The 22,998-nt window shown below is 69.8% G+C and carries 23 protein-coding genes; 14 read left to right on the forward strand and 9 right to left on the reverse strand.

What is annotated here, in order from left to right; translation table 11 throughout:
• Positions 1-34: 34 nt before the first annotated feature.
• From K2224_RS19455 to K2224_RS19470, 4 genes are read left to right on the forward strand one after another with little or no spacing between them, the layout of a single operon-like run.
• On the forward strand, positions 35-421 hold the full coding sequence (locus K2224_RS19455) for a roadblock/LC7 domain-containing protein (protein WP_221907782.1): 387 nt from the start codon (positions 35-37) through the stop codon (positions 419-421).
• Complete coding sequence (locus K2224_RS19460) at positions 418-786, forward strand: DUF742 domain-containing protein (RefSeq protein ID WP_221907783.1); 369 nt, start codon at positions 418-420, stop codon at positions 784-786. The genes K2224_RS19455 and K2224_RS19460 overlap by 4 nt, the downstream gene beginning before the upstream one ends.
• On the forward strand, positions 767-1,390 hold the full coding sequence (locus K2224_RS19465; RefSeq protein WP_221907784.1) for an ATP/GTP-binding protein: 624 nt from the start codon (positions 767-769) through the stop codon (positions 1,388-1,390). Before K2224_RS19460 ends, K2224_RS19465 begins: the two co-directional genes overlap by 20 nt.
• Positions 1,387-2,856 carry a cytochrome P450 gene (locus K2224_RS19470; RefSeq protein WP_399019036.1) on the forward strand — a complete coding sequence of 490 codons (1,470 nt, stop codon included), beginning with the start codon at positions 1,387-1,389 and terminating at the stop codon, positions 2,854-2,856. The genes K2224_RS19465 and K2224_RS19470 overlap by 4 nt, the downstream gene beginning before the upstream one ends.
• A 128-nt stretch (positions 2,857-2,984) precedes the next feature.
• Here the strand turns inward: K2224_RS19470 and K2224_RS19475 are convergent, their stop codons facing one another.
• The gene (locus tag K2224_RS19475) at positions 2,985-4,331 is read right to left on the reverse strand and encodes a hypothetical protein (RefSeq protein WP_260692805.1); all 1,347 of its coding nucleotides are present in this window, start codon (positions 4,329-4,331) and stop codon (positions 2,985-2,987) included.
• A 1,553-nt stretch (positions 4,332-5,884) separates the two neighbouring features.
• On the opposite strand from K2224_RS19475, the gene K2224_RS19480 reads away from it, so the two are divergent.
• From K2224_RS19480 to K2224_RS19490, 3 genes are all read left to right on the forward strand, one after another.
• Positions 5,885-7,339: a hypothetical protein gene (locus K2224_RS19480; RefSeq protein ID WP_221907785.1), complete on the forward strand. Its 1,455-nt coding sequence runs from the start codon at positions 5,885-5,887 to the stop codon at positions 7,337-7,339.
• Between the two features lie 345 nt (positions 7,340-7,684).
• Complete coding sequence (locus K2224_RS19485; protein ID WP_221907786.1) at positions 7,685-7,975, forward strand: hypothetical protein; 291 nt, start codon at positions 7,685-7,687, stop codon at positions 7,973-7,975.
• A gap of 101 nt (positions 7,976-8,076) precedes the next feature.
• Positions 8,077-9,690, forward strand: coding sequence for a multicopper oxidase family protein (locus K2224_RS19490; protein ID WP_221907787.1), 1,614 nt, complete (start codon positions 8,077-8,079; stop codon positions 9,688-9,690).
• A 174-nt stretch (positions 9,691-9,864) separates the two neighbouring features.
• Here the strand turns inward: K2224_RS19490 and K2224_RS19495 are convergent, their stop codons facing one another.
• Positions 9,865-10,869, reverse strand: a complete 1,005-nt coding sequence (locus tag K2224_RS19495; protein WP_260692806.1) for a DMT family transporter — start codon at positions 10,867-10,869, stop codon at positions 9,865-9,867.
• A gap of 84 nt (positions 10,870-10,953) precedes the next feature.
• Between K2224_RS19495 and K2224_RS19500 the strand changes: the two genes are divergently transcribed.
• Positions 10,954-11,961, forward strand: a complete 1,008-nt coding sequence (locus tag K2224_RS19500) for a LysR family transcriptional regulator (RefSeq protein WP_221907788.1) — start codon at positions 10,954-10,956, stop codon at positions 11,959-11,961.
• 39 nt (positions 11,962-12,000) lie between these two features.
• Here the strand turns inward: K2224_RS19500 and K2224_RS19505 are convergent, their stop codons facing one another.
• Positions 12,001-12,618, reverse strand: a complete 618-nt coding sequence (locus tag K2224_RS19505) for an HAD family hydrolase (RefSeq protein ID WP_260692807.1) — start codon at positions 12,616-12,618, stop codon at positions 12,001-12,003.
• A 3-nt stretch (positions 12,619-12,621) separates the two neighbouring features.
• Positions 12,622-13,377: a DeoR/GlpR family DNA-binding transcription regulator gene (locus K2224_RS19510; protein ID WP_221907789.1), complete on the reverse strand. Its 756-nt coding sequence runs from the start codon at positions 13,375-13,377 to the stop codon at positions 12,622-12,624.
• Between the two features lie 285 nt (positions 13,378-13,662).
• Here K2224_RS19510 and K2224_RS19515 point away from each other — a divergent pair, with 285 nt between their 5' ends.
• Both K2224_RS19515 and K2224_RS19520 read left to right on the forward strand, forming a co-directional pair.
• Positions 13,663-14,847 carry an MFS transporter gene (locus tag K2224_RS19515; RefSeq protein WP_221907790.1) on the forward strand — a complete coding sequence of 395 codons (1,185 nt, stop codon included), beginning with the start codon at positions 13,663-13,665 and terminating at the stop codon, positions 14,845-14,847.
• Between the two features lie 136 nt (positions 14,848-14,983).
• The gene (locus K2224_RS19520; RefSeq protein ID WP_221907791.1) at positions 14,984-15,799 is read left to right on the forward strand and encodes an alpha/beta fold hydrolase; all 816 of its coding nucleotides are present in this window, start codon (positions 14,984-14,986) and stop codon (positions 15,797-15,799) included.
• A gap of 96 nt (positions 15,800-15,895) precedes the next feature.
• Here the strand turns inward: K2224_RS19520 and K2224_RS19525 are convergent, their stop codons facing one another.
• Complete coding sequence (locus tag K2224_RS19525) at positions 15,896-16,057, reverse strand: hypothetical protein (protein WP_221907792.1); 162 nt, start codon at positions 16,055-16,057, stop codon at positions 15,896-15,898.
• Positions 16,054-16,293, reverse strand: a complete 240-nt coding sequence (locus tag K2224_RS19530; RefSeq protein WP_221907793.1) for a hypothetical protein — start codon at positions 16,291-16,293, stop codon at positions 16,054-16,056. The genes K2224_RS19525 and K2224_RS19530 overlap by 4 nt, the downstream gene beginning before the upstream one ends.
• An 84-nt stretch (positions 16,294-16,377) precedes the next feature.
• Between K2224_RS19530 and K2224_RS19535 the strand changes: the two genes are divergently transcribed.
• Entirely contained in the window at positions 16,378-17,037 is a 660-nt protein-coding gene (locus K2224_RS19535) for a TetR/AcrR family transcriptional regulator (protein ID WP_221907794.1), read from the forward strand.
• Positions 17,038-17,052: 15 nt separating this feature from the next.
• On the opposite strand, the gene K2224_RS19540 is transcribed toward K2224_RS19535, so the two are convergent.
• A complete protein-coding gene (locus K2224_RS19540) occupies positions 17,053-17,841 on the reverse strand; it encodes a phosphotransferase (RefSeq protein ID WP_221907795.1) in 789 nt (262 codons plus the stop codon).
• 129 nt (positions 17,842-17,970) lie between these two features.
• Here K2224_RS19540 and K2224_RS19545 point away from each other — a divergent pair, with 129 nt between their 5' ends.
• Together K2224_RS19545 and K2224_RS19550 are read left to right on the forward strand one after the other, a co-directional pair.
• Complete coding sequence (locus K2224_RS19545; RefSeq protein WP_221907796.1) at positions 17,971-19,080, forward strand: LysR family transcriptional regulator; 1,110 nt, start codon at positions 17,971-17,973, stop codon at positions 19,078-19,080.
• Positions 19,077-20,135 carry a tartrate dehydrogenase gene (locus K2224_RS19550; RefSeq protein ID WP_221907797.1) on the forward strand — a complete coding sequence of 353 codons (1,059 nt, stop codon included), beginning with the start codon at positions 19,077-19,079 and terminating at the stop codon, positions 20,133-20,135. Before K2224_RS19545 ends, K2224_RS19550 begins: the two co-directional genes overlap by 4 nt.
• Positions 20,136-20,269: 134 nt before the next feature.
• Here the strand turns inward: K2224_RS19550 and K2224_RS19555 are convergent, their stop codons facing one another.
• A complete protein-coding gene (locus K2224_RS19555; protein WP_221907798.1) occupies positions 20,270-21,154 on the reverse strand; it encodes an NmrA family NAD(P)-binding protein in 885 nt (294 codons plus the stop codon).
• A gap of 8 nt (positions 21,155-21,162) precedes the next feature.
• The gene (locus K2224_RS19560; RefSeq protein WP_221907799.1) at positions 21,163-21,507 is read right to left on the reverse strand and encodes a helix-turn-helix transcriptional regulator; all 345 of its coding nucleotides are present in this window, start codon (positions 21,505-21,507) and stop codon (positions 21,163-21,165) included.
• A 361-nt stretch (positions 21,508-21,868) separates the two neighbouring features.
• Between K2224_RS19560 and K2224_RS19565 the strand changes: the two genes are divergently transcribed.
• Positions 21,869-22,993, forward strand: a complete 1,125-nt coding sequence (locus K2224_RS19565; protein WP_399019046.1) for an MFS transporter — start codon at positions 21,869-21,871, stop codon at positions 22,991-22,993.
• The last annotated feature ends 5 nt before the right edge of the window (positions 22,994-22,998 follow it).

Genomic DNA, 22,998 nt, shown 5'->3' on the forward strand with positions numbered 1-22,998 from the left:
GAGTAAGTAAGTGGTGACACAGCAGCGACTCAATATGAACTGGATGCTCGAGGGCCTGGCGTCCAGTGTTCCGCACACCCGTGATGTCGTGGTGCTGTCCTCGGACGGTTTGTGTATGGCGCAGTACGGTACGGACGAGGAGACCGCGGATCGCCTCGCCGCGGCCTGTGCCGGTCTGCAGAGCCTGTCGGCGGCCATCGCCACCGAATTCCCGCACGGGGACGGACGGATGAAGCTGGTCGTCATCGAGGTGAACGGCGGCTTCTTCTACCTGATGGCAGCCGGCGCCGGGGCGTATCTGGCCGTGCTGGCCGACGACGACGTGGACGCCGGCCTCATGGGACAGGGAATGCGGGACCTGGTCGCCCGGATCGGTCAGCACCTCACCAGCCCACCGCGGGCCGACCGGCAGGCCCCATGAGCGACGCGAAACCGGAAAAGCGCCGGAACTGGGAGGAAGGCGGCCCCGAGCGCCTCTACATCCTGACGTCCGGCCGAAGCGTACCGTCCGAAGCACCGCTGGACATGGTCACGTTGATCGTGACCCGGAACCGGCCGGGTTCGAGCATGCAGCCGGAACAGGCGGCCATTCTCCGGATATGCGACTACCCGCTGTCCGTCGCCGAGATCTCCGCCTACGTCCATTTACCGGTCAGCGTGGTCACGGTGCTGCTCGTGGATCTGCTGGGGAGCGGCCATGTCGAGGCGCGGGCACCGATCCCGGCCGCGTCGTTGCCCGATGTCGAACTGTTGGAGGCGGTGATGAATGGACTGCAAAATCTCTGAGCCCATCGTTGGTCCCCGGAGCGAGGACATCCTGCCGGACTCGGTCTCCACCGCGGTCAAGGTGGTGATCGTCGGTGGCTTCGGGGTGGGGAAGACCACCCTGGTCGGATCGGTCAGTGAAATTCGTCCACTGACCACCGAGGAGACCATGACGCAGGCCGGCGTCGGAGTGGACGACCTCGCCGGAGTCGAGCGCAAGACGCAGACGACCGTGGCGATGGACTTCGGCCGGATCAGCCTCAGCAACGAACTGGTGCTGTATCTCTTCGGCACCCCGGGCCAGCAACGATTCTGGTTTCTGTGGAACGGCCTCTTCGAAGGCGCACTGGGGGCGGTGGTCCTGATCGACACCCGGCGCCTGGACGACAGTTTCGACGTGATCGGCCGGCTCGAAGAACGCGGCCTGCCCTTCGTCGTCGCCATCAACGCCTTTCCGGACGCCCCTTCCTATCCCATGTCGGAACTCCGCGCGGCCATGGATCTCCCCGACGACGTACCCATGATCGACTGCGACGCCCGCGACCGTGTCTCCAGCCGGGACGCCCTGATGACCCTGATGCGCTATCTGTACACCCTCACGACCTCAGCCTCGGAGCCCCGTTGACTTCCTTTCACACAGACCAGCCCGGCGCGACCTCCGCATCCGCACCGCCCCCGCAGTGCCCCGCCCATGCCCGCACCGGAGACAACGCCGGACTGGCGAGGCTTTTCGGCCCCGAGGTGGTCGAGGACGCGCCCGGTTTCTTCGAGCGCCTGCGCGCCGAGCACGGCCCCGTGGCGCCCGTGCTGGTGGACGGCGATCTGCCGGCCTGGCTGGTCCTCGGTTACCGGGAGAACCTCGAAGTACTGCGCACGCCCTCGCGCTTCTCCCACGACTCGCGCATCTGGCACTGCTTCAAGGAGAACAGGGTCGCCGCGGACTCGCCGCTCATGCCCGCTCTGGCCTGGCAGCCCGTCTGCCTCTTCATGGACGGCGAGGAGCATGAGAGGCTTCGTGTCGCGATCACCGAGACCATGGCGCGACTCGACCGCCGTGGGATCCGTCGCTGCGTCACCCGATCCGCCAACCAACTGATCGACGAATTCGCCGCTGACGGGCATGCCGACCTCGTCAGCCAGTTCGCGGAGCAGCTTCCCCTGCGCGTCGTCGCACAGCTCCTTGGAATGCCCGAAGAAGACGCTCCGCGGTTGATCAACGCCACCCGAGACCTACTCATGGGCTCGGAGACGGCGTTCCAGAGCAACGAGTACCTCATGACGGCGCTGAAACAGCTCGTTGCCCTGAAGCATGCAGCACCTGGTCCCGATTTCACGTCGTGGCTGCTGGCACACCCCGCCAAGCTCACGGAAGAGGAAGTCGCACAGCATCTGCGGGTTGTCGTTCTCGCTGCGAACGAGAACACGACCAATTTGACTGCGAACACCTTGCGTATGGTGCTCACCGATCCCCGCTTCCGGGCGTCACTCGCAGGAGGCAGCATGACCCTGCCCGACGCCCTGGAACAAATGCTGTGGGACGAGCCGCCGACCGCAGTTCTGCCTGCCCGGTGGGCCACCGGTGACACGGAGCTAGCCGGTCAGTCCATCAAGGCCGGGGACATGCTCCTTCTCGGTCTGGCCGCCGGTAACAGCGATCCCGTCATCCGCCCCGAACTCTCCGTACCCATGCACGGCAACCGCTCCCACCTGTCCTTCAGCGGCGGTCCACACGAGTGTCCCGGTCAGGACATCGGTCGGGCCATCGTCGATACCGGAATCGACGCACTGCTGATGCGGTTGCCTGATATCGAGCTGGCCGTTCCCGAGAGCAATCTGAAGTGGATGTCCCATTGGATTGCCCGCCATCTGACCGCGCTACCCGTGAAGTTCACCGCAGCTCCGCAAGGGACTTCCCCCGTGGCAGGCCCTCAGCCAGGAGGCGATGTGCGTAGCGAAAGCGCCCGCCAAGGTGCCGCAGCCGATGGCTCACGGACCGCAGACCGGAACCGCACGTCAGCTCCCTCTGCGGGCACGCCCAGGACCCGTTCATTCTTGTGGCGCTTGTTGACGAAGTGGCTGCCAGGGAAGTAGCTGCTGGTTCAGGGGCGCATGGTGTACACCCCTGAACCAGCAGTTGCACCCCGCGGGTCATATGCCACGGTCCATGCAACGTGGAGGCGGGAAGTGGTCCTTCGCTGACGGATTCCGTTCGGAGGCCTTCAATGGTGGCGGTCTGCGGCAATTCGGTCAGGTTGGGCTTCGATCAGGCTTCCCGCCCCGATCGCGAACCAGATTCCGTGCCACCACTGCTCCATCACCAGTGCGGCCACAGCGGTGCCGTATGCGCGGGAGAATCCACTGGCATGGCCCGTGTACATGACGGAGGCAAAGTGGTCGCAGTAGCCACCGTCCATGTACCTGAGGAAGGCGTCCTCCGTGATTCGCCGATCGCGCAACAACAAGGGAACGACCAGCGCGTGTTCCACGATACCCATGGGCAGCAGGCCGTTCTCCACCGCCTCACGCACAGCGCGGTGGACGTGCAGTGTGCCGCAGTGGCGTTCCCCGTCGACGTGGACGGCATAGTCGATGTCACAGCGGGGAACACACACCCGCTCCGGCGAAGAGGGTTGCCGTGGCTCCAGGGCAGGGGTGTAGCAGTCGGCGAGCTGGCAAGCTGCGGACAGGTCCCGTGCGCCAGCCTCGCTGCACAGATCGTGGGCGAGTGCGTAGTAGCGCCACAGGTCCTGGCGGTGGTTGCACATCTGCCACATACAGGTGCCAATCGTCTCCATGCACCCCGCGTACCGTTCATGTCTGACCGAGCCATCCGAGGTCAGTTGAGCATTGATCATCCACACGGTTCGCTCGTAGCAGTCCAGCAAGTCGCTCAGGACCAGGGAACCTTGGGTAAGTGCCAGGACTCCTTGGCTGCACTCTTCGTACCGCAGGTCGGGGCCCAGGTCCACCCAGTCGTTGACGAGCCCGGTGAGCATCATGTCGTCGCGTCCCGCCGGGCCCTCAACGAAGGACAGATAGTGAGCGAAGATGCCACTGTCGACCGCCTTGAAGTCACGCCAGCCGTCCCGGTCGGCGTGAACCCATGTGGTCAAACCGTTCGTCGGGTGCGACTTGAGGCTAGCCTCGTGGCGACGCTTGAGATCGAAGAACGCCATGTCACAGGCCACGTGCAGCCTGCGGGCCTGGAGCTCGACGGGCAGGCTAGGCACGTCCCATAAAGCAAGGATTTCCTGCATCAGATCTCCGGCCGCATGAGGACCGGGACGGACCGTGTCAACGTTGTATTCGAGGTAGAACCCGTAATCCAGCAGGGGGATGTAGCCCTGGCGCCAGTCGGGGTAGTCGTCGGAAAGAAGGCCCATCCACCATGACCCCATGGCGAAGTTCGGAAAGCCTGCGACGCCTCGCAGCCCGAACTCGTCCATCACCTTGGCCCAGGACGGCGCGGCACAGGAAGGCAGTCTTGATTTCGTGGTGCGGCCGGCGTTGGCTCCGGCACGAGCCCTGGCACAAATCTCGCCGATCCGGTCCTGCCCGATCTTCACCGGAGTCCTCCGTACCCGCTTCGCCTCTACTCCACCGGAACGCGCGCGGTGGACCTCCTCCAGCAACTCACGGCCACGAAAGGTCATCTCCGCGCACGCGCGCGACCATGGCGCAAAGTCCTCTCCCAAACTGCCGGGGTCTTTGAGCGTGGCCGCAAGAGCCTCTTCAGGGGCGTACCTCCATGCAGAAGTACCAGCGGCTCCGTGCCCCCTACGTCGACAGGAGTCTCGTACCTCTTCGACGTGTGCATCGAGCGAGGTTCCCATCGCGTGCTTCGGCAACCACAGCACTTCGAAGGCCGGTGAGTTCCCCTCCTCCCCGTATACGCCGGGCGTTTCTGCCGAGTGGACCCGCAGGGACAGTTGCCGCAAGTAGTCGTTGGAGATCGGTACCGGGACGGTTTCACCGCTGGTGTCCGCAGCCGACGGAAGACATACCTCACTACGCATCACGGCCAGTCCTTCCCCAAGCACTCCGTTGATCGGTCCTCTTCCTACCCAACACGCACCGCGCAGACTTGGGCGGGCCATCGTCCGTCCCGTTGCGGCTGAGCGGGAGACACTCGCGCTGCCCCGTTGGTCCGCTTGGCCTCCAAAGTGCTCACCGGCGCCGGTGTGGGAGATCACCTCCAGCTCAACGAGTGCTCGGTGCAGGAGATCGATGAGCTCGGTCACGTGGATCCTGCGCCCTCCGAAGAGACTCGGTCCGATACGGAGGAAGTCCCCACAGCATCCATTTGCCGAGGCGGCTTCACCCGCCAAGCGAAACGCCCAGGGCGAGGCGTGCAGGGAGTGCGTTCACAGCGCCTTGTGTGAAACGCGACGAGTTTCCTACGGACGAGGGCCGAGGGGGCTGACCACGAGTCGGCATGTCAAGCATGTGCGGAAAAGGTGCAGTTTGTGGCACGTCCATGCTCCTCAGGGACCTGGTAGAGCATCCGGCGAACTTGCCTGCGTGAATCAGCTGTAGGTTCCAGCCACTGAGCGCGTCGGACAAGAATTGCGCAACGTCGCGTGGGTGTACAGGGGTTCGCGCGCATCACTGCCCGTCAGCGGCACGCGCCCCTGCCTTGCTCGTGTGCACGGGCGGTGTCCCATGCGACAGACGTGGCGCTGCCCGACTCAGGAGAACCGGGCCGAGTGGCTCGTCCTGCACCCGGCAGCGAGCCAAACGGCATCAGCAGCAGGGAGTGTGGCGGCTCGGCGGAGGGAGCGCGCCGCCGGAGCTGCCATCCTTGTCGGACCGTCGTGCGCACGTCGGGGCGACTCCCCGACGAACACCGGACTCCGGACGGTGGACTTACGGAACGGCTTGCCGAGTGGACGGCGCCCCGATCGATTCAGGTGGGGTGCCGTCGCGCGCTGCAAGGCCAAGGCGCCCCGCATTCCTCCTCGATGTGACCCAGATCATCACCATCTGGCCGGCTGTTCGGCGCTGGGCGGCTTTAGCGCATGGCACGATCATGCCAATCATTACCCGCGGGTAATTGTTCGGCCGGAGACGTGTTTCAGCGCTTCGGCCACCCCCACATCACTCTCTTGAGGAATCAACTGTGCGCCGTCCCTTGAGATATGCCGCTTTACCGGCACTGACCGCCGCCTCCCTGCTTGTCGTCACCGGATGTGCGGCAGGGTCCTCGTCCGACCACACCACGGCCGGGAAGAGCGGCGCCGACGGGCCCATAACCGCGGTGGAGGACGCGGGCGGGGACGCGCAGTCGCCGCTCGCCGTGGCCGCGGCGCCGAACGGGTCCGGCACGCCCAGCGCCGTCGCGACGCCGGGGCCGAGCCACCGCCCCGCGGCCAAGTCATCGCTGCGGATCGTCAAGTTCGACAGGCACAGCGGCCGGGCCGTCCTGACCGGGCCGACCGCCGGCACCCCGCCGAAGGACACGGGCGAGCGGGCCCGGCCCAAACGCCAGGCACCGGTCGCCGTCGGAGACGTCATCGCCAGTGCGCCCGCTCCGGGTGCACCGCGCGGTGCCCTGGCCAAGGTGACCGAAGTGGTGGGGACGACCGCGCAGGGCACCGAGGTCAAGACCGCGCCGGCCACGTTGGGCGCGCTGCTGGGTGGCTCCACGGCGAAGGGGCGGGTCCCTGTCGACCCCTCGGCGGTGCAGGTCGAGCCGCTCGCTCCCAAGGTGGCGGTCTCCTGGGCGAAGACCGGCGGTGTGCATGTCGGGCCCCAGGGAGGGCGGTTGCCGCTGGGCAGTCTGCGGGTCGATGTCAGCGCCGTGCTGCCCACGATCAAGGCACGAGCGGGTTCCGTCGACGCCTCTGCTACCGGCTTCGTGCAGCTCGCGCCCGAGGTCGACTTCTCCTACGACGGCGCGGGCAAGTCCACCGGTGCGCCGGGGACCGCGTCGGTGAGCCTGGCGGGTGACTGGACCTCGCAGTGGGAGCTCAAGGGCCAGGCGGCCGCGTCCACTCAGGAAGGCGCGCCGCTACGGGTGCCGTTCGCCAAACTGCACGCCGACCCCGTCATCCAGGTCGGTGTGGTGCCTGTCGTGGTCAACCTCGACCTCACCTGCTACCTCCAGGTCGATGCGGACGGAAAGGTGAGCGTCGACGTCAAGCAGGACGTCAAGGGCAACTTCCGGGTCGGCGGCTCGTACAACCGGGCCAAGGGCTGGACGCCCATCGCCCGCGCCGACCTCACCGGCACCCCGGTGACGGCGACCGCGACGGCCGCCGGACGTGTGAAGGCCGCCCTGGGCGCGGAGGCCAGCGTCGGGCTCTACGGCACCGTCGGCGTCACCGGGACCCTGGCCCCGTACCTGCGCGCCGAGGTCGCAGGCACGGCCAGCGGCGACTCGAACGGTACCGGTTCGCTCGTCGGCAAATGGGCGGCGTACGGCGGCGTGGACCTGTCCGGGGCGCTCCGGGCGCATCTGGACATCTTCGGCACGCCGGTCTTCGAGCGGAGCATTCCGCTGGGTCCGCTCAACCGTGAGTGGCGGCTCGCCGGTGGAGAGGGTGCGGTCCGCACTCCGGCGAAGCGGTCCTGATCGTCCGGGCTCGTGGCCCGCGGCCGTGGACCGCAACCGTTCGGCGGTCGGCGCGGCAGCGGGCCGCGCGGCATCCGTCGCCCGCCGCTGACTTGCTTGCCCACCGAGGCCGCGTCCATACGGCCCTGGTGGGCAAGTGAGCTGTGTCCTGTCTCCTGCGCTATGCGTTACGCGTCATACGTTGTGCGTTGTGCGTTCGGAAAGCCGTGGCCGCGTTGTGGAACGTGTGCCGGCGGTGCGGGTGGTACAGGTAGTGCCGGTTCATCGCGCCGTGGTGGGGAAAGTCGGCGCCGTTTGCCGAGCGCGGGATCTGCTCAGGCCGCGGCCCGGATGGCGCAGCACGGCATGACGGTGCGCCAGGGTGTCCACGATCATGACGACATGACGCTGCGCCAGGAAGCCGATCGGTCGGCTCCGGACGCCGACGGCGGCGCCGTGGGCCCCGCCTCGGTGTACCAGGCCGCGGTCTCCCTGTGGAATCCGGCTCGGCACCGCCTCGGCAGTGGCCTGCGATCCGGCCGTTGGGAGTACGGCCCGGCGACGGCGTGCCCCGCCCGGCGGCCGCGCCTGCGATGGTCGATACGTCCGCCGCCGCGCCACAGACTCCTCGTCCGACTGTCGGTACTGCGCCTGTAGGGGTGCGCCCCGCCGCCGACGCCTCAGGAGTCCGCGGCAGCGAAGCGCCCTCTCGCCGTCCACACACCACCCCCGACACGATCGCCACGAGGTGTATCCCCATGCGTACGCACTCCAGACGTTCCCTGCTCGGCGCGGGTATGGCTGCCGCCGGCAGCGGACTGCTGACCTCCACCGGGGCCTACGCCCTGGACACGAGGAACGGCCGGCACCACTCCCACCACACACCTCCCCCGCCCGACCCGCACGACGGTCACGGCGCGAACGGCTCCGCCCCGGCCGGTTACGTCTCCCCCGACGGTCCGGAGGTCATCAAGGCGGAGCGCGCCCGTGGGACGGGGCCCGTCCGCCGCTTCTCGGTGACCGCTTCCGAGGCCCAGTTCGACATGGGTGGGCAGGTCGTCGACACCTGGTCGTACGGAGACCTGCTGCCTGGCAACGAGGTCCGGGTCAAGGCGGGCGAGCGGGTCGCCATGACCCTCCACAACCGCCTGCCGCACTCCACCACCATCCACTGGCACGGGGTGCAGATCCGCAACGACATGGACGGCTCGCCCGACGTCACCCAGCGCTCGGTGAAGGCCGGCGCCTCCTACGACTACAACTTCGCGGTCGACATCCCCGGTACCTACTGGTTCCATCCGCACGTCGGCGTGCAGCTGGACCGCGGCCTGTACGCACCGTTCATCGTCGAGGATCCCCGCGAGCCCCTCTTCTACGACCACGAGTGGGTCGTCATGATCGACGACTGGCTGGACGGCGTCGACGGGATGACTCCGGACGCGATGCTGGACGAGCTGACCAAGGGCAAGTCCGACGGCGGGATGAGTGGCCACAGCGAGATGCGGCGGGGCGGCAACCGGGCGGCGGCCGCCGCCGTGGCCCGGATGCGCAGAAGTGCCAGGCACCGCATGTCGGACGATCCGTCGGACAACATCGAGTACCCCTTCCACGTGATGAACGGCCGGGTGGCCAGGGACCGGGAGACCTTCCGTGCCAAGCCCGGCGACCGCATCCGGATCCGCCTGATCAACGCGGCCGCGGCCACGGCCTATCGGGTCGCGCTGGGCGGTCACAACCTGACCGTGACGCACATCGACGGCTACCCGGTGCAGCACAAGGACACCGACAGCCTGCTGATCGCCATGGGCGAGCGCTTCGACGTGCTGGTCACCGCCAAGGACGGCGTCTTCCCGCTCACCGCGCTCTCCGCGGGCAGCAACAACCAGACCGCACAGGCACTCCTGCGCACCGGCGACGGCGACGCACCCGACGACAAGATCCGCCCGACGGAGCTGAGGAGCGGGGGGCTGAGCGCGGACAAGTTCAAGGCCGCGTCCTCGGTACGGCTGTCGGACCGCAAGCCCGACCGCACCATCAAGCTGGACCTCACCGGCAACATGGACGACTGGGACTGGGCGATCAACGGAAAGCCGTACTCGGCGTCCGCGCGGTATCCCGTGGAGCAAGGGGAGCGGGTGCGGCTCACCTTCCACAACACGACCACGATGTGGCACCCGATGCACCTGCACGGCCACACCTTCGCGCTGGCCAACGGCGGCCCCCGCAAGGACACCACCATCGTCCTGCCGGACAAGGAGGTCTCCGTCGACTTCGACGCCGACAACCCCGGGTTGTGGATGCTGCACTGCCACAACATCTACCACTCGGAGTCGGGGATGATGACTGTCATGGGGTACAAGTCGCAACGGTGACGGCGGGCCGGGGCCGGCGGCGGAGCGGACTCCTGGCGGTGTGGGGGTGGGGCAGGCGGGGGCGGGCCTCGACAGGCCGGTGCCGCCGTACGGCTTTCGCTGCCCGTCCCTACCCGCCCTGCCCTCTGGTGGTTCGCCGGCCGGCCCTCCCCCGGCTTCCGCGGCTTCGTCACGTCACGGCGTCACGGCGTGTCGGTCCCCGGCGTCGGTGCATCGCTGGTGCCGGCTCACTGCGGGTTCGGTCGCCCGGTCTGCCTGGTCGGCGGCCGGTGGGCGGGCGCCGGCCCGGGTGGCGCCGGCTCCGGCGATGACGACGAGGACGACACCGGCCGCGGATGCCAGGCCGGGTGTCTGGCCGAGCACCAGCAGGCCGATCAGCAGCGCGATCGCGGGTTCCAGGCTCATCAGGGTGCCGAAGGCGGCCGTGGTGAGGCGGCGCAGGGCGAGGAATTCCAGGGCGAAGGGCAGAACCGGGCTCACCGCGGACAGGACCAGCATGATCCCGAGTGCCTGCCAGGTCACGTGCTCCCAGAGGGTCGGCGCGGCGATGAATGTGCCGAGCAGGCCGGCGACGGGCATCGAGACGGCGAGGCCGCCGAGGCCGGTGACGCGGTCGCCGACGCGTTGGGTCAGCAGGATGTAGACGGCCCAGCAGCCCGCGGCGGCCAGCGCGCAGGCCAGGCCGACCGCGTCCAGCCCGCCGTGCCAGGGCTCGGTCAGCAACAGCACGCCGAGTGCGGCCAGCGACGTCCAGAGCTTGCGTCCGCCACCCGGGCCGTAGAGGGAAACCGCCAGCGGGCCGAGGAACTCCAGTGCGCTCGCGGTGCCCAGCGGCAGGTGCGCGACGGCGAGCATGAAGAACAGCATCATGCCTGCGGTCGCCGCCCCCAGCACGGTGCAGGCAAGCAGGTCGCGCCGGGTGAAGTCGCGCAGGCGGGGCCGTATGAGGACCAGCGCCAGCAGCCCACCCCAACCCAGGCGCAACCCCGCCGTGCCCAGCGCCCCGAGCTGTCCGAACAACGGCACGGCCAGGGCCAGTCCCAACTGGACGGAGGTCATCGAGGCCACTGCCATCAGGAAGCCGGTCCCGGCGCCGCCGAGGCGCAGTCGGCCACTGTCGGCGGTGCCGGGGTGGGGCAGGGGGCGGCCCTGGGGTTGCCTGGGCTCGAACGCACTCATGGGGGTCAGTAGATGCCGCGGGCATCGTTCGTGTCCACGTGATGATCATGGACATTCCGTTTGGGAATCCCGAACAATGGAGCCATGGAAACCCGCCGCCTGCACCTGCTGGTGGAGCTGTCCCGGTTGGGGTCGATGCGTGCGGTCGCCGAGGCCACCGGCACCACAACCTCCACGGTCTCCCAGCAGATCGCCGTGCTCGCCCGCGAGATGGGCACGGCTCTGATCGAACCGCACGGCCGCCGGGTCCGCCTCACCCCCGCCGGCCGCCGCCTGGCCGAGCACGCCGTGACCATCCTGGGAACGGTCGAGGCCGCCCACCTCGACCTCGCCGCCGGCGCGGAGCCCAACGGCACCCTGCGCACCGCCGGCTTCGCCACCGCCATCCGCGCCCACCTGCTTCCCCTGGTCACCGAGCTGGCCGCCAGCCACCCGCGGTTGCACCTCCTCGTCCGCGAGCACGAGCCCGCCGAGGCCCTGGCACTGCTGGCTTCGGACGAGACGGATCTGGCGCTCACCTACGACTACAACCTGGCGCCGGCCACCTTCGACCCCGCCGTGCGGGCCACCGCGCTGTGGACCGCCCCTTGGGGGCTGGGCGTCCCGGCGCGAGCGGACGCCGACGCCGGGACGGCGGTCGAGGTCTTCGCCCGCTTCGGCACCCATGACTGGATCACCAACTCCCGCAACACGGCGGACGAGACCGTCATTCGCACACTCGCCTCCATGGCGGGCTTCACCCCGCGCATCACCCACCGCGCCGACAGTCTCGATCTCGTGCAGGGCATGATCGCCGCGGGCCTCGGCGTGGGACTGCTGCCGGCCGGTATGCCCACCTTCCCCGACGTGCGACTCGTCCCGCTGACCGCCCCCGACGTGCTGCTGCGCGCCCACGCCGTCGCCCGCCACGGCCGCCTGGACTGGCCGCCGCTCGCCCTGATCATCGATCTGCTGACGCAACGGTCGACGGGACGACCGGATGCCTTCGACCCGTCCGGCGACGAGGGCCAGGCATCCGGGACGGGCGCCGAGGCATGCGGGAACGGCGAGGCACAGGGCTGTGCGGGCGAGGCCCCGCCTGCCGGTCGTTAGGGGAGCACGCAGCTTCCGCACCCCGCTCCCCCGCTCGGCTCACCCGGCCCCGGCGTCCCATCGGTCGAGGCGGGCCCGCAGTCTGGCCCGGGTGGTGAAGAGGTGGCCGTGCATGCCGACCTCCTCGGCGGCCCGGACGTTCTCCGGACGGTCGTCGACGAAGAGGATGCGGTGCGGCGGATCGGACAGTGCCCGCCGGCACCAGTGGTAGGCGGCCGGTTCGGGTTTGGCGCGGCCGATGCGGCAGGAGAAGGCACGCACGGCGAAACGATCGAGCCAGGCATGCTGGGTTTCGTAGTGGTGGGCCAGTTCCTCGGGGATGTTGGAGAGCAGTCCGATCGGCCGGCCCCGGTCCGCCAACTCTTCGACCAGAGCGATCATTTCGGGGTCGACGGCGCTCCAACTCGCGACGTCGGCGGCGATCAGTGCGGCGGTCTGTCGAGCGTCGAAGGGGACGGCCAGGCGGGCGGCCACCTGTTGCCAGTAACCCGGTCCGTCGGTCTCGCCGCGGTCGTAGGGCGGGCGCAATGCCCAATACGCGTCCCAGAAGTCCGGCGCAGGCACGCCTGCGGTCCGAACCAGGCACTGCCGGCCCTCGGCGGACTGCTGGCGGGCGAGGACCCCGAAGAGGTCGAACAGCACGGTCCCAGGCATCATCGCTCACACCGTCCGTACGGTGACGCCCGCTGCGGCCAACTGCTCCGTACTCTCGTCCGGAGCGGCGTCGGTGACGACGGCGTGCAGGGCTGCGGCCGGCGCGACATGGGCGAGCGCGGTACGGGAGAGCTTGCCCGCCTCGGCGACGGCGATGACGCGTCTGGCACAGGCGATCGCGGTGCGTTTGACCGCGGCGTCGTCCAGGTCGAAGGCGGTCAGGCCGTGCTCCGCGCTGAGTCCGCAACAGCCGATGACGGCGGTGTCGAAGCGCAGCGCGGTCAGTGACGCCTCGGTCAGGGGACCGGTCAACGCGAGTTCGCCCGGCCGGGGCCGGCCGCCAGGCACCAGCAGCGTGAGGTGCGGGCCGTCCGCCAGGGCGTTGACGGCGTGCAGGGACAACGGCATCACCGTCAGCCGGCGCTCGACCAACGCACGGGCCACCTCCAGACACGTGGTCCCGCTGTCGATGACGACCGATTCGCCGTCGGCGATCAGCCCGGCGACCTCGGCGGCGATCCGTCGCTTGGCCTCCATCCCCTCTTGGGCCCGCACCGCGAACGGGGGCTCCGCGCCGCGCAGCAACAGGCTCCGGGCGCCCCCGCGGTAGCGCTCGATGACCCCTTGGGAGGCCAGCGCCTCCAGGTCGCGGCGGATGGTCATCTCCGAGGCACCGGTCAGCTCGGCGAGTTCGGCGACGCCGAGGCGCCCGGCCTCGCGTACGGCCTCGGTGATCTGTCTGAGTCGTTCTGCACCAGCCATAACCACATTGAACATGAATCACGTTCGATAGGCAATCTTCCGAACAGATTCTTTGTTCGCTATGTTCGCTCCATGGAGATACGGCCGCAGAGGCAGAGACGAACTCAGACACAGCTACCGACACAGACATCGACGCAGTCGCAGTCGCAGGCCCAGATTCAGGCCCAGGTTCAGGCACAGGCACGACCGGCTCCGCGGCCTGGGGCGCCGCGGGGGAAGCGGCTGCCGAGACGGCCAGTGGGGCCGCCGGGGGTTCCGACGGGGAGGCAGCCGGGGGCCGGACGGTTGCGGGCCGGGCGGCTGGCCACCTTCGCCTACTTCGCCCTCAACGGCTTCCTGATGGGAATGTGGATCGTCCACATTCCGAGCATCGAGCACCGGGTGGGGATCAGCCACGCCGTGCTCGGCTGGCTTCTCCTGCTGCTCGGCGCGGGGGCCTTCGTCGGCATGCAGATCGTCGGGCCGCTCACCGACCGTTTCGGTGCGCGTACCGTCGTCCCGCTCAGCGCGGCGGTGTGCAGCCTCACCCTCGTTCTGCCCGGACTGGCCACACATGCCTGGATGTTGGGGGCGGCACTGCTGTTGCTCGGGCTCGGCAACGGCTGCCTGGACGTCAGCATGAACGCCCATGCCGTCCAGGTCGAACGCGGCTATCGGCGACCGGTCATGTCCGCCTTCCACGCGACCTTCTCCATCGGCGGCGTACTGGCCTCCCTCGCCGGTGCACGCACGCTCGCCTCGGACTGGAGTCCGGCGGCGACCCTCGGCGCGGCGGCTCTTCTGGGACTGGCCGTCGCCGCGCTGGCCGCCCCGGCACTGCTGCCGTCGTCCGGGGCGCACGCCCCCGCCCCGAACCCCGGCGCCGCCCCCGTTCGGTCCCGGCGCAGCACTCCCCGCCACATCTGGTTCCTGGCGACCCTCGCCCTGATGATCATGCTCTGCGAGGGCGTGGCCAACGACTGGAGCGCCCTGCATCTGCGCACCGTCCTCGACGCACCCGCCGCCACCGCCGCCCTTGCCTACGGCGCCTTCGCCACCGCCATGACCCTCGGCCGCTTCCTGGCCGACCGGGCGGCCGCCCGCCTCGGACCGGTGGCCATCCTCCGCTACGGTGCCGCCGCGGCCGCCGTCGGCCTCGCCGTGGCGGCACTCTCCCCATGGATCCCCCTGGCCCTGGCCGGTTGGGCGGTGTTGGGCGCCGGACTGTCCGGCTGCGTGCCCCAACTCTTCAGCGCCGCTGGCCATCTCGACCCCGACAACGCCGGCGCCAACGTCTCCCGGGTCGCCGGGCTCGGCTACCTCGGCATGCTCGCCGGTCCCGCCGTCATCGGCCCGCTGACCCACGTCGTACCGCTCAACTTCACGCTGTTCCTGCCCGCGGCATGCTGCGTCGCGGCCGCCGCCACCGCCGGAATCCTGCGGCCCCGAGGCCCTGAGCCCAGCCCGCACGAGGGAGGAGCCCCGAAGTAGGCGGCCGGACCGTTCCACGGACTCGGCGGAGCCGACAACCCGGTGGAGTCGGCAACCTGTTGGGGTTGCCGGAGCCGCCGCACGGACAGGCAGTTACGCTCTTCCTCCGTCCATCGCGATTCCGGGGGGCCACGCTATGCGCAACGCCGTCGTGACAACTGCAGGCGACCGAATCCGCTGGGTCGAGTTTCCGGGACGTGAGCCTGCACGTGTCTACGTGCACGGCCTGGGCGCCACTTCCCCCGCCTACTTCGCGGAGATCGCCGTCCACCCGCTGCTCGCCGGTCACCGCTCGATCCTGATCGACATGCTCGGCCACGGCATCAGCGACCGCCCGACGGACTTCGACTACACGTTGGAGTCCCACGCCGACGCCCTCGCCAACGCCCTGACCACCGCGGGGATCGCCGGCGCCCAGCTGATCGCCCACAGCATGGGCGGCGCGGTGGCCATCGTCCTGGCCGCCCGGCACCCACACCTGGTCTCCGGCCTGGTCCTGGTCGACGCCAACCTCGACCCGCTCCAGCCTCGCCCCGATGCGGGCGGCAGCAGCGGCATCGCCGGCTACTCCGAGCCGGAGTTCCTCGCCGGCGGATGGCAGGAGGTCCGCGACCGGGTCGACGCGCACTGGTGGTCCACGATGCGCCTGGCCGGCCGCGAGGCCCTGCACCGCAGCGCGGTCCATCTCGCCCGCGGCACGGTGCCCACCATGCGGGAAATCCTGCTGGACCTGAGGATTCCGCGCACCTACCTCCGGCCGGAGGCCGACGCCCCGCTCGCCGGTACCGCCGCCCTCACCGACGCAGGAGTGACCGTGGTCGCCATCCCCGACTGCGGCCACAACATCATGCTCGACAATCCGGACGCCTTCGCCCGAGCCACCGCGGCAGCACTCGCCACACCGGACGCGACGGACGCGACCGACGCACCGCGCGCGCCGGAACGCGGGTAACGGCAGGTCGCGTCACGGAGCAGGGGCGAGGGGGCGGGGTGGCGGCGACGAGCTGGAGCCCGCCCCGCTCCCCCGGCCTCCCCCTCTTCCCCTCCCTCACTCGCGGCCATTCCTGGAACGTCGCCCTGCCCTCCGCCAGACGAGCAGCATGCCCAGCGCCAGGAAACCCAGGGCCGCGACCACAATGACGATCTTGATGACACGGTCGAGCAGCAGGTGCTCGATGAGCTCGGACGAGTCCGCCGCGAGGCCGATCACCGCCAGTCGTCCCGCCGCCGCGCCCCGGACGCCCCGCGTCGCCCGCGCTCGTCGAACCGACGGGCAGCGGCGCGCAATCCGGCCCGCACCGCCGGGTCCGCGTACCGCCGTACGTCATCGAGCCTCCCCCGGCGCTTGAGGGTCAGGGCGACGGCGAAGATCAGCAGCGCCAGCACCACCAGACCGCCCACGATCACGCCGAACCTGACGAGCATCAGATTGAGGTACGTCTCCACGAGGAAGCCTCCACCCGTTTTTATGTCACACCCGTGATACATCCCTACCCCTCCGTTGTATCACAGTCGTGATAGAAAGACCGCATGCCCAAGCACGTGGATCCGGAGGCCCGCCGTCGCCTCGTCGTCGACGCACTGTTCCGCGTCGTCGTCCGCGACGGCCTGCAACGCACCTCACTGCGCGCCGTCGCCGCCGAGGCGGAGCTCAACATCGGCTCGCTGCGGCACTACTTCGCCAGTCAGCACGATCTGATGCACTTCGCGATGCAGTCGATGCTGGACCGGGTAGGCGGCCGGCTGCTCGACCGCATCGAGCGAATCGGGGACCTGAGCCGCTATCCCCGCACGGAACAACTCCGGCTCACCGCAGACCTCTTGGCGGAACTACTGCCCCTCGACGACAGTCGCCGTGCCGAGGTCACCGTCTTCCTGGACTTCAACACGGCCACCCGCACCAACCCGGCCTTCCACGAGCTGTCCCACCGGGCAGCCGAGGGCAGCAGACGACTGGTGCGCCGCGTGCTCACACGCCTCGACGCCACAGGCACCCTGCGCCCCGGTCTCGACCTGGCAGTCGAAACCGAGCGACTGACAGCCCTGCTGGACGGACTGGGCCTCAGCGCCGTCCTGCATCCCGAGCTTCTCGCCCCGCACACCTGCGTCGACGCGCTGATCACACACCTCGGTGGACTGTCCCTGCCCAGTGAAGCCCCGTCGACCGAGGCCCCGTCAGGGGCGCGATAGGGCCCTCCGGGGCCCTCAGGGCGAGGCCGGCAGACGGGCGAGTACACCGTCCAGTCCACTGCGGACCGTGTCCGGCTCGTCGAGATCCAACCCGTGCGTGACCTCGTACCAAGGACCCAACTGGTGCCACAGCAGGGCATGTTCACGAAGCTGCGGCGTGACGGGGTAGGTGGCGGCGAGGGCGTCGGCGAATGCGGGCGGGGTGTTGTGCAGGGCCCAGGCCAGGTCGATGGCGGGGTCGCCGATATGGACGTCGCCGAAGTCGATGACGCCGGTGAGACGCCCCTCACGGGCCAGGACGTGTTCGGGGCCGAGATCGCCGTGGACGAGGGTGCGGGCCGGCAGTACGGCCACCTGCGCCAGCAGGGCGAAGGCCGGGCGACGCCGGTGGGCCGGGAGGAGGGGAAGGACCCGCGCCGTGAACTCCCGTACCACTTCCGCGCGTTCGTGTCGTGCCCGCTCCGCCGACGGGACCCCGCGCCGGACCGCCTCCGTCGTATCGGCGGCGTGCAGGGCGCGCAGGAAAGCGCCCAGTTGGCGTCCGTGCGCGGCGACCGGCGCGCTGAGCGGTTCGCCGGGCACCACGGCGTGCCGGACCATCAGCGGATCGTCGGCCGCGACGGCAGGCACCGGGACGGGCAGCGGCAGCTGCGGGGCGAGCCACGGCATCAGACGCGTCTCCGTACGGAGTCGATCGGCCACCTCCGGACGACGCGGACGCCGCTCCACCCAACGGCCGCCGACCAGGCGCGCCGCACTGTCCCAGCCGTCGGGAAACGTCGTGATCGCGGGATCCGTGGGCATCGCTCCACCGTAGGTGACAGGCAGCCGGGAGGTCGCGTCATTTGCCTGCGGACGCCAGGCGCCGGATGCCAGACGCGAGGCTTCGTGCCACCCGCCACCCGCCACCCGCCACCCGCCAGAATGCGGCATATGGACATCCGACAGCTGGAGTACTTCCTCGCCATCGTGGACCGCGGCGGCTTCACCCGGGCCGCGGCCGCGCTGTATGTGTCCCAGCCGTCGCTGTCACAGGCGATCCGGGGGCTGGAGCGCGACCTGGGCAGCGAGCTGTTCCACCGGATCGGCCGGCGGGCGCTGCTCACCGACGCGGGACGGGCGTTGATCGAGCCGGCCCGAGCGGCGGTTCGCAGTCTGGAGACGGCCCGGGCGAGCGTCGCGGCCGTACGGGAGCTGCGCGAGGGACGGTTGGAAGTGGCCTCGATGCCGTCACAGGCGGTGGAGCCGATGACGACGATGATGCGTGAGTTCGCGGCCCACTACCCCGGGGTGTCCGTGGCGCTCAAGGCGGCTTTCACCTCGCGGGACGTGGTGGAGATGGTGCGTACCGGCGCGGCCGAGCTGGGACTGTTGGCCGTCCCCGGGCCGCTGTCCGACGAGGACGCGCGGGAGGGTGCCTGGGACGACGGGAGCGACCGGGGCCTGGTCGTGCATCCCGTCGGCGAGCAACGCTTCGTCCTGGTGGTGCCTGGCGGTACCGGCGACGGCAGGGCAGGGACCGCTTCCCACACCGGTCGCCGTGGCGCCGACCGTGACGGCCCCTTCGCCGGTAGACGGTACGTCGACTGTGCGGAGTTGGCAGGTCAGCGACTGATCGTCGGGCAGCACGGAACCGGGATGCGGGCGTATGTCGACGGACTGCGGGAGCGCGGGATCGCCTTCACCGTCGCCGCTGAAACCGAGCACCGGGTGGCCGTACTCCCGCTGGTGCTTGCCGGGGTGGGGGTGGCAGTGCTGGCGGAGTCCTGGCGTGGCCTGGCCGAGCGGGCCGGCGCCCGGGTACTGGACATCGAGCCACGCACCACGTTGCGCATCGGCCTGGTCAGCCGTCGCACGGGGCTGTCCCCGGCAGCGCGGGCGTTCGTGACGACCGCACTCGGCATCGCTGCTGACTGCTCGCGACCGACGAGCGGGGCCGAGGGGCGCAGTCGGCAGGCACGACCGATAGGCGTCGTCGATGAGGCGGATCGGGAAAGTGTCTTGGACGGGCCCGAGCGCCACTTGGTGCAATCGGACCTGTGACGACCCACCGCATTGCCTTGATCCCCGGCGACGGCATCGGCACCGAGGTGCTGCCCCCGGCGCGGCGCGTGCTCGATGCCGTCAGCCGCCGCCATGGCTTCCGCCTCACCTACACCTCGTACGACGACTGGTCCTGCGAGCGGTATCTGTGCGAGGGCGCGATGATGCCCGAGGACGGCCTCGACCGACTGCGCGGCCACGACGCGATCCTGCTCGGCGCGGTCGGGCACCCGGGCGTACCGGATCACATCTCGTTGTGGGGGTTGCTGATCCCGATCCGGCGCGCCTTTCGGCAGTACGTCAACCTTCGGCCGATCCGGGTCTTCGACGGTGTCGACAGCCCGGTGCGAAGCGCGGCCCCCGGGGCCGTGGACCTCGTGGTCGTCCGTGAGAACACCGAGGGCGAGTACAGCGAGATCGGTGGGCGCCTGCATCGCGGACTGCCGGACGAACTGGCTTTCCAGGAAGCCGTGTTCACGCGAACCGGAGTGACCCGCGTGGTGGATTACGCCTTCGGTCTGGCGGCCGGTCGTGGTGGCCGACTGACCTCGGCAACCAAGTCCAACGGCATCGTGCACACCCTGCCGTTCTGGGACGAGCTGGTCGCGGAACGCAGCGCCGGCCACCCCCGGGTTGCCTGGGAGCAGGAGCACATCGACGCGTTGGCGGCCAAGCTGGTCCTCGATCCGGCACGCTACGACGTGATCGTCGCCTCCAACCTGTTCGGTGACATCCTCAGCGACCTGGCCGCCGCCGTGGCCGGCTCGATCGGCATCGCCCCGGCCGCCAACCTCAATCCGGAGCGCGAGTTCCCATCGATGTTCGAGCCGGTGCACGGCTCCGCGCCGGACATCGCGGGCCGGGGCATCGCCAACCCGCTGGGCGCGATCTGGTCGGCGGGCCTCATGCTCGACCACCTGGGCCATCGGGCGGCGTCCGAGGACATCACCGGCGCCATCGCCTCCGTCCTGGCCACGACGGACGTCCGCACGCCCGACCTGGGCGGCACGGCCACCACCGAACAGTTCACGGAGACATTGCTCGAACTCCTCTGAGCGCACCTGGGTTGGCAGGGTAGTCTGTTCCCGCGCCTGGCCCGGGCCGGACGCGGCCCGCAGCTGCTGCGGGCCAGACTCCGCAGCCCGCCCCGCAGCCCGGCCTCCCCCGGAGATGCCCACGACCAGGTCGGTCAGTCAGCCGCCGACACGGTCGGCCGGAGTACCTCCCCGGCGAAGTCGTCGACGGAGCGCGGGGGCCGGCCGAGGACGCGCCGGACGCCGTCGCCCAGGCCCGCAACACCCTCGCGGCGGTAGTTCGCGTACAGGTCGTGCAACCCGTCGATGATCTGCGGGGAGACCCCGCGCTCCGCCATGCCTGTCCGCCAGGCACCGTCCAGCGGCACGTCCACGTAGCGCACCGGCGTGTCCAGTACGGCGCCGAAGGACGCGGCGAGTTCGGTCAGGGTCAGCGCGGCGGGCCCGCTGATCTCGATCTCGCCGCCCATCGGCCGGTCCGCGAGGAGTTCGGCGACCGCGACCTCGGCGATGTCCCGTACGTCCACATAGCCCCGGGCACCGGGACCGGCCGGGTCGGCCAGCGTGCCCTGGGCGATGGCGGGTGCCGCGGGGAGGAAGTTCTGCAGGAAGCGGTCGGGTTGGAGGACCGTCAGCTCCTCGACTCCGGCGTCGCGCAGGCGGTCGGTGACGAGGTCGTGGTTGCCGGTGACCGCGTCGGGGACAAGGCCGCCGTCGAAGCGCCGGGCGCCGAGCTTGACGATCCGCCGCACGCCCGCTTCGACGGCGGCCACGCCGAGGGTCGTCTCGGCGTCGATCTGGTCCGCCGCGAAAGGGTGCGCGAGGAAGAGCCGGTCCACGCCTTCGACCGCACGCCGCACGTCCTCGGCGTTGGTCGCGTCGCCCCGCAGGACCTCTCCGCGGACGGCTCCCTCCAACGCCGCGGCACTCGCCGCCGAGCGGACCAGGAACCGCACCTCGCTGCGGTCGCGCAACGCCTCGGCCACATGGCGCCCCACGACCCCTCGCGGCGTGGTCACCAGCACTTTGGTCACCGGCATCGTGCGACCTACAGCGTCCGGCCGAGGGTTGCGACGAGCTCTGTGATGCGCTGCTCGTCGCGCTTGTAGTGGGTCCACTTGCCCACCCGCGTCGCCCGCACCAGGCCGGCTCGCTGGAGTTCGGACATGTACGCGGACACCGTTGACTGGGCGAGTCCCGCCTTGGCCTGGATGTGACTCACGCAGACACCCACCTCCATCGGGTCGGCGATCGGCTGCATCCCCGCGAAGTGGTGTGTGGGGTCGCGCAACCACAGCAGCATCTGCAACCGCATGGGATTCGACAGCGCTCGCAATGCGTCGACCAGGTCGGGATCCGGTGAGGTCGCGTCTACCGCAGCGGTGTCCGTCATGGACCCAGCGTACAGGCAGCAACCGACATTTCGAAGAATCTCGAAGTGAGCCGGAGCACAGCTTGAGCGGGTGCGATGCCGCCACCGGGCCTTGGCGGATCTCCGTCACTCAATGGCGGTTTGTCGGAAGCACGACGCCGCGGGCGGCAGTGAGCATGACGTCGTGACAGGAAACCAATCACCAGGGATCCAATCGCCGGGAATCCAATCACCAGGAACTCAATCGCCGGGCAGCCGACCGCCGATGACCCAGTCACCGCCACACACATCACCACGAGGCAAGTCGCCGCGGCGCGTCTCGCCGCGGGGCGCGCCGTCCGGGAGCACGTCGATCCTCCTGTTGTCGGTCGGGCATGCCTGTGTGGACGTCTATCAGGGCGCGGTCGCATCGCTCGTCCCCTTCTTCGTGGCCGAGCGGGCCTACACCTACGCCGCCGCCTCCGGCATCGTCCTCGCCGCATCGCTCTTGTCGTCAGTGGCACAACCACTGTTCGGGGCCCTCACCGACCGCCGGGCGCTGCCGTGGCTGCTGCCCGTCAGCACGGTGCTGGGCGGGCTGGGTATCGCGTTCAGCGGTCTCGCCGGTTCCTACCTGCTGACGTTGGTTTTTGTCGCGCTTTCCGGGATCGGGGTGGCCGCGTACCACCCCGAGTCCGCCCGCGTCGCCCGGATCGCCGGCCGGGGCAGTCACACCGCGATGAGCTGGTTCTCGCTTGGCGGCAACCTCGGCTTCGCCGCGGCACCGATCCTGGTCGCCACCGTCGTCTCGACCGGTGGCCTGCACCACACACCGCTGCTGGTGATACCGGCCCTGGCCGGCAGCGTGCTGTGTCTGCCGATTCTCCGCACCGCCACCGGAACCGGCCTCGCCGGCAACCCCAACTCGTCCTCCAACACGGGCACTTCCGAAGGCGCCGACGACAAACCCTCCTTCGTCAGACTGTCCCTGGCCGTGGCCTGCCGGTCCGTCGCCTTCATCGGCCTGAGCACCTTCCTCGCGCTCTACGTCCGGCAGCGCACCGGAGGCGGACCGGCAGCGGGCATGGCAGCCCTGGCCGTGCTCTACCTCGGTGGGGCGATCGGCACGGTGCTGGGCGGCCGACTGGCCAACCGCTGGGACCGGGTCACCGCCGTCCGCCGGTCCTACCTGCTCTCCGTCGTCGCCGTCGCCGGTGTCGTCTTCGCGCCCGGCCCGGCGATCTACGGGTTCGTGGCGCTGGCCTCCGCCGGTCTGTACGTCCCGTTCTCGCTCCAAGTCACGCTCGGCCAGGACTATCTCCCCGCACGGGTCGGCACGGCCAGCGGGATCACCCTCGGCCTGGCCGTCAGCGTCGGCGGTCTCGCCAGTCCGCTGCTGGGCGGCCTGGCGGATGCGGCCTCCCTCCGGACGGCACTGGCTCCGCTGATCCTGATGCCCGCGCTGAGCTGGCTGCTGTTCCGGAACCTGCCCGAGCCGACTCCGCCGGCGTCCCTCTCCAGCCGATAGCCGGC

Origin of the sequence: Streptomyces sp. BHT-5-2 (genome assembly GCF_019774615.1) — a bacterium.
Classification (GTDB): Bacteria; Actinomycetota; Actinomycetes; order Streptomycetales; family Streptomycetaceae; genus Streptomyces.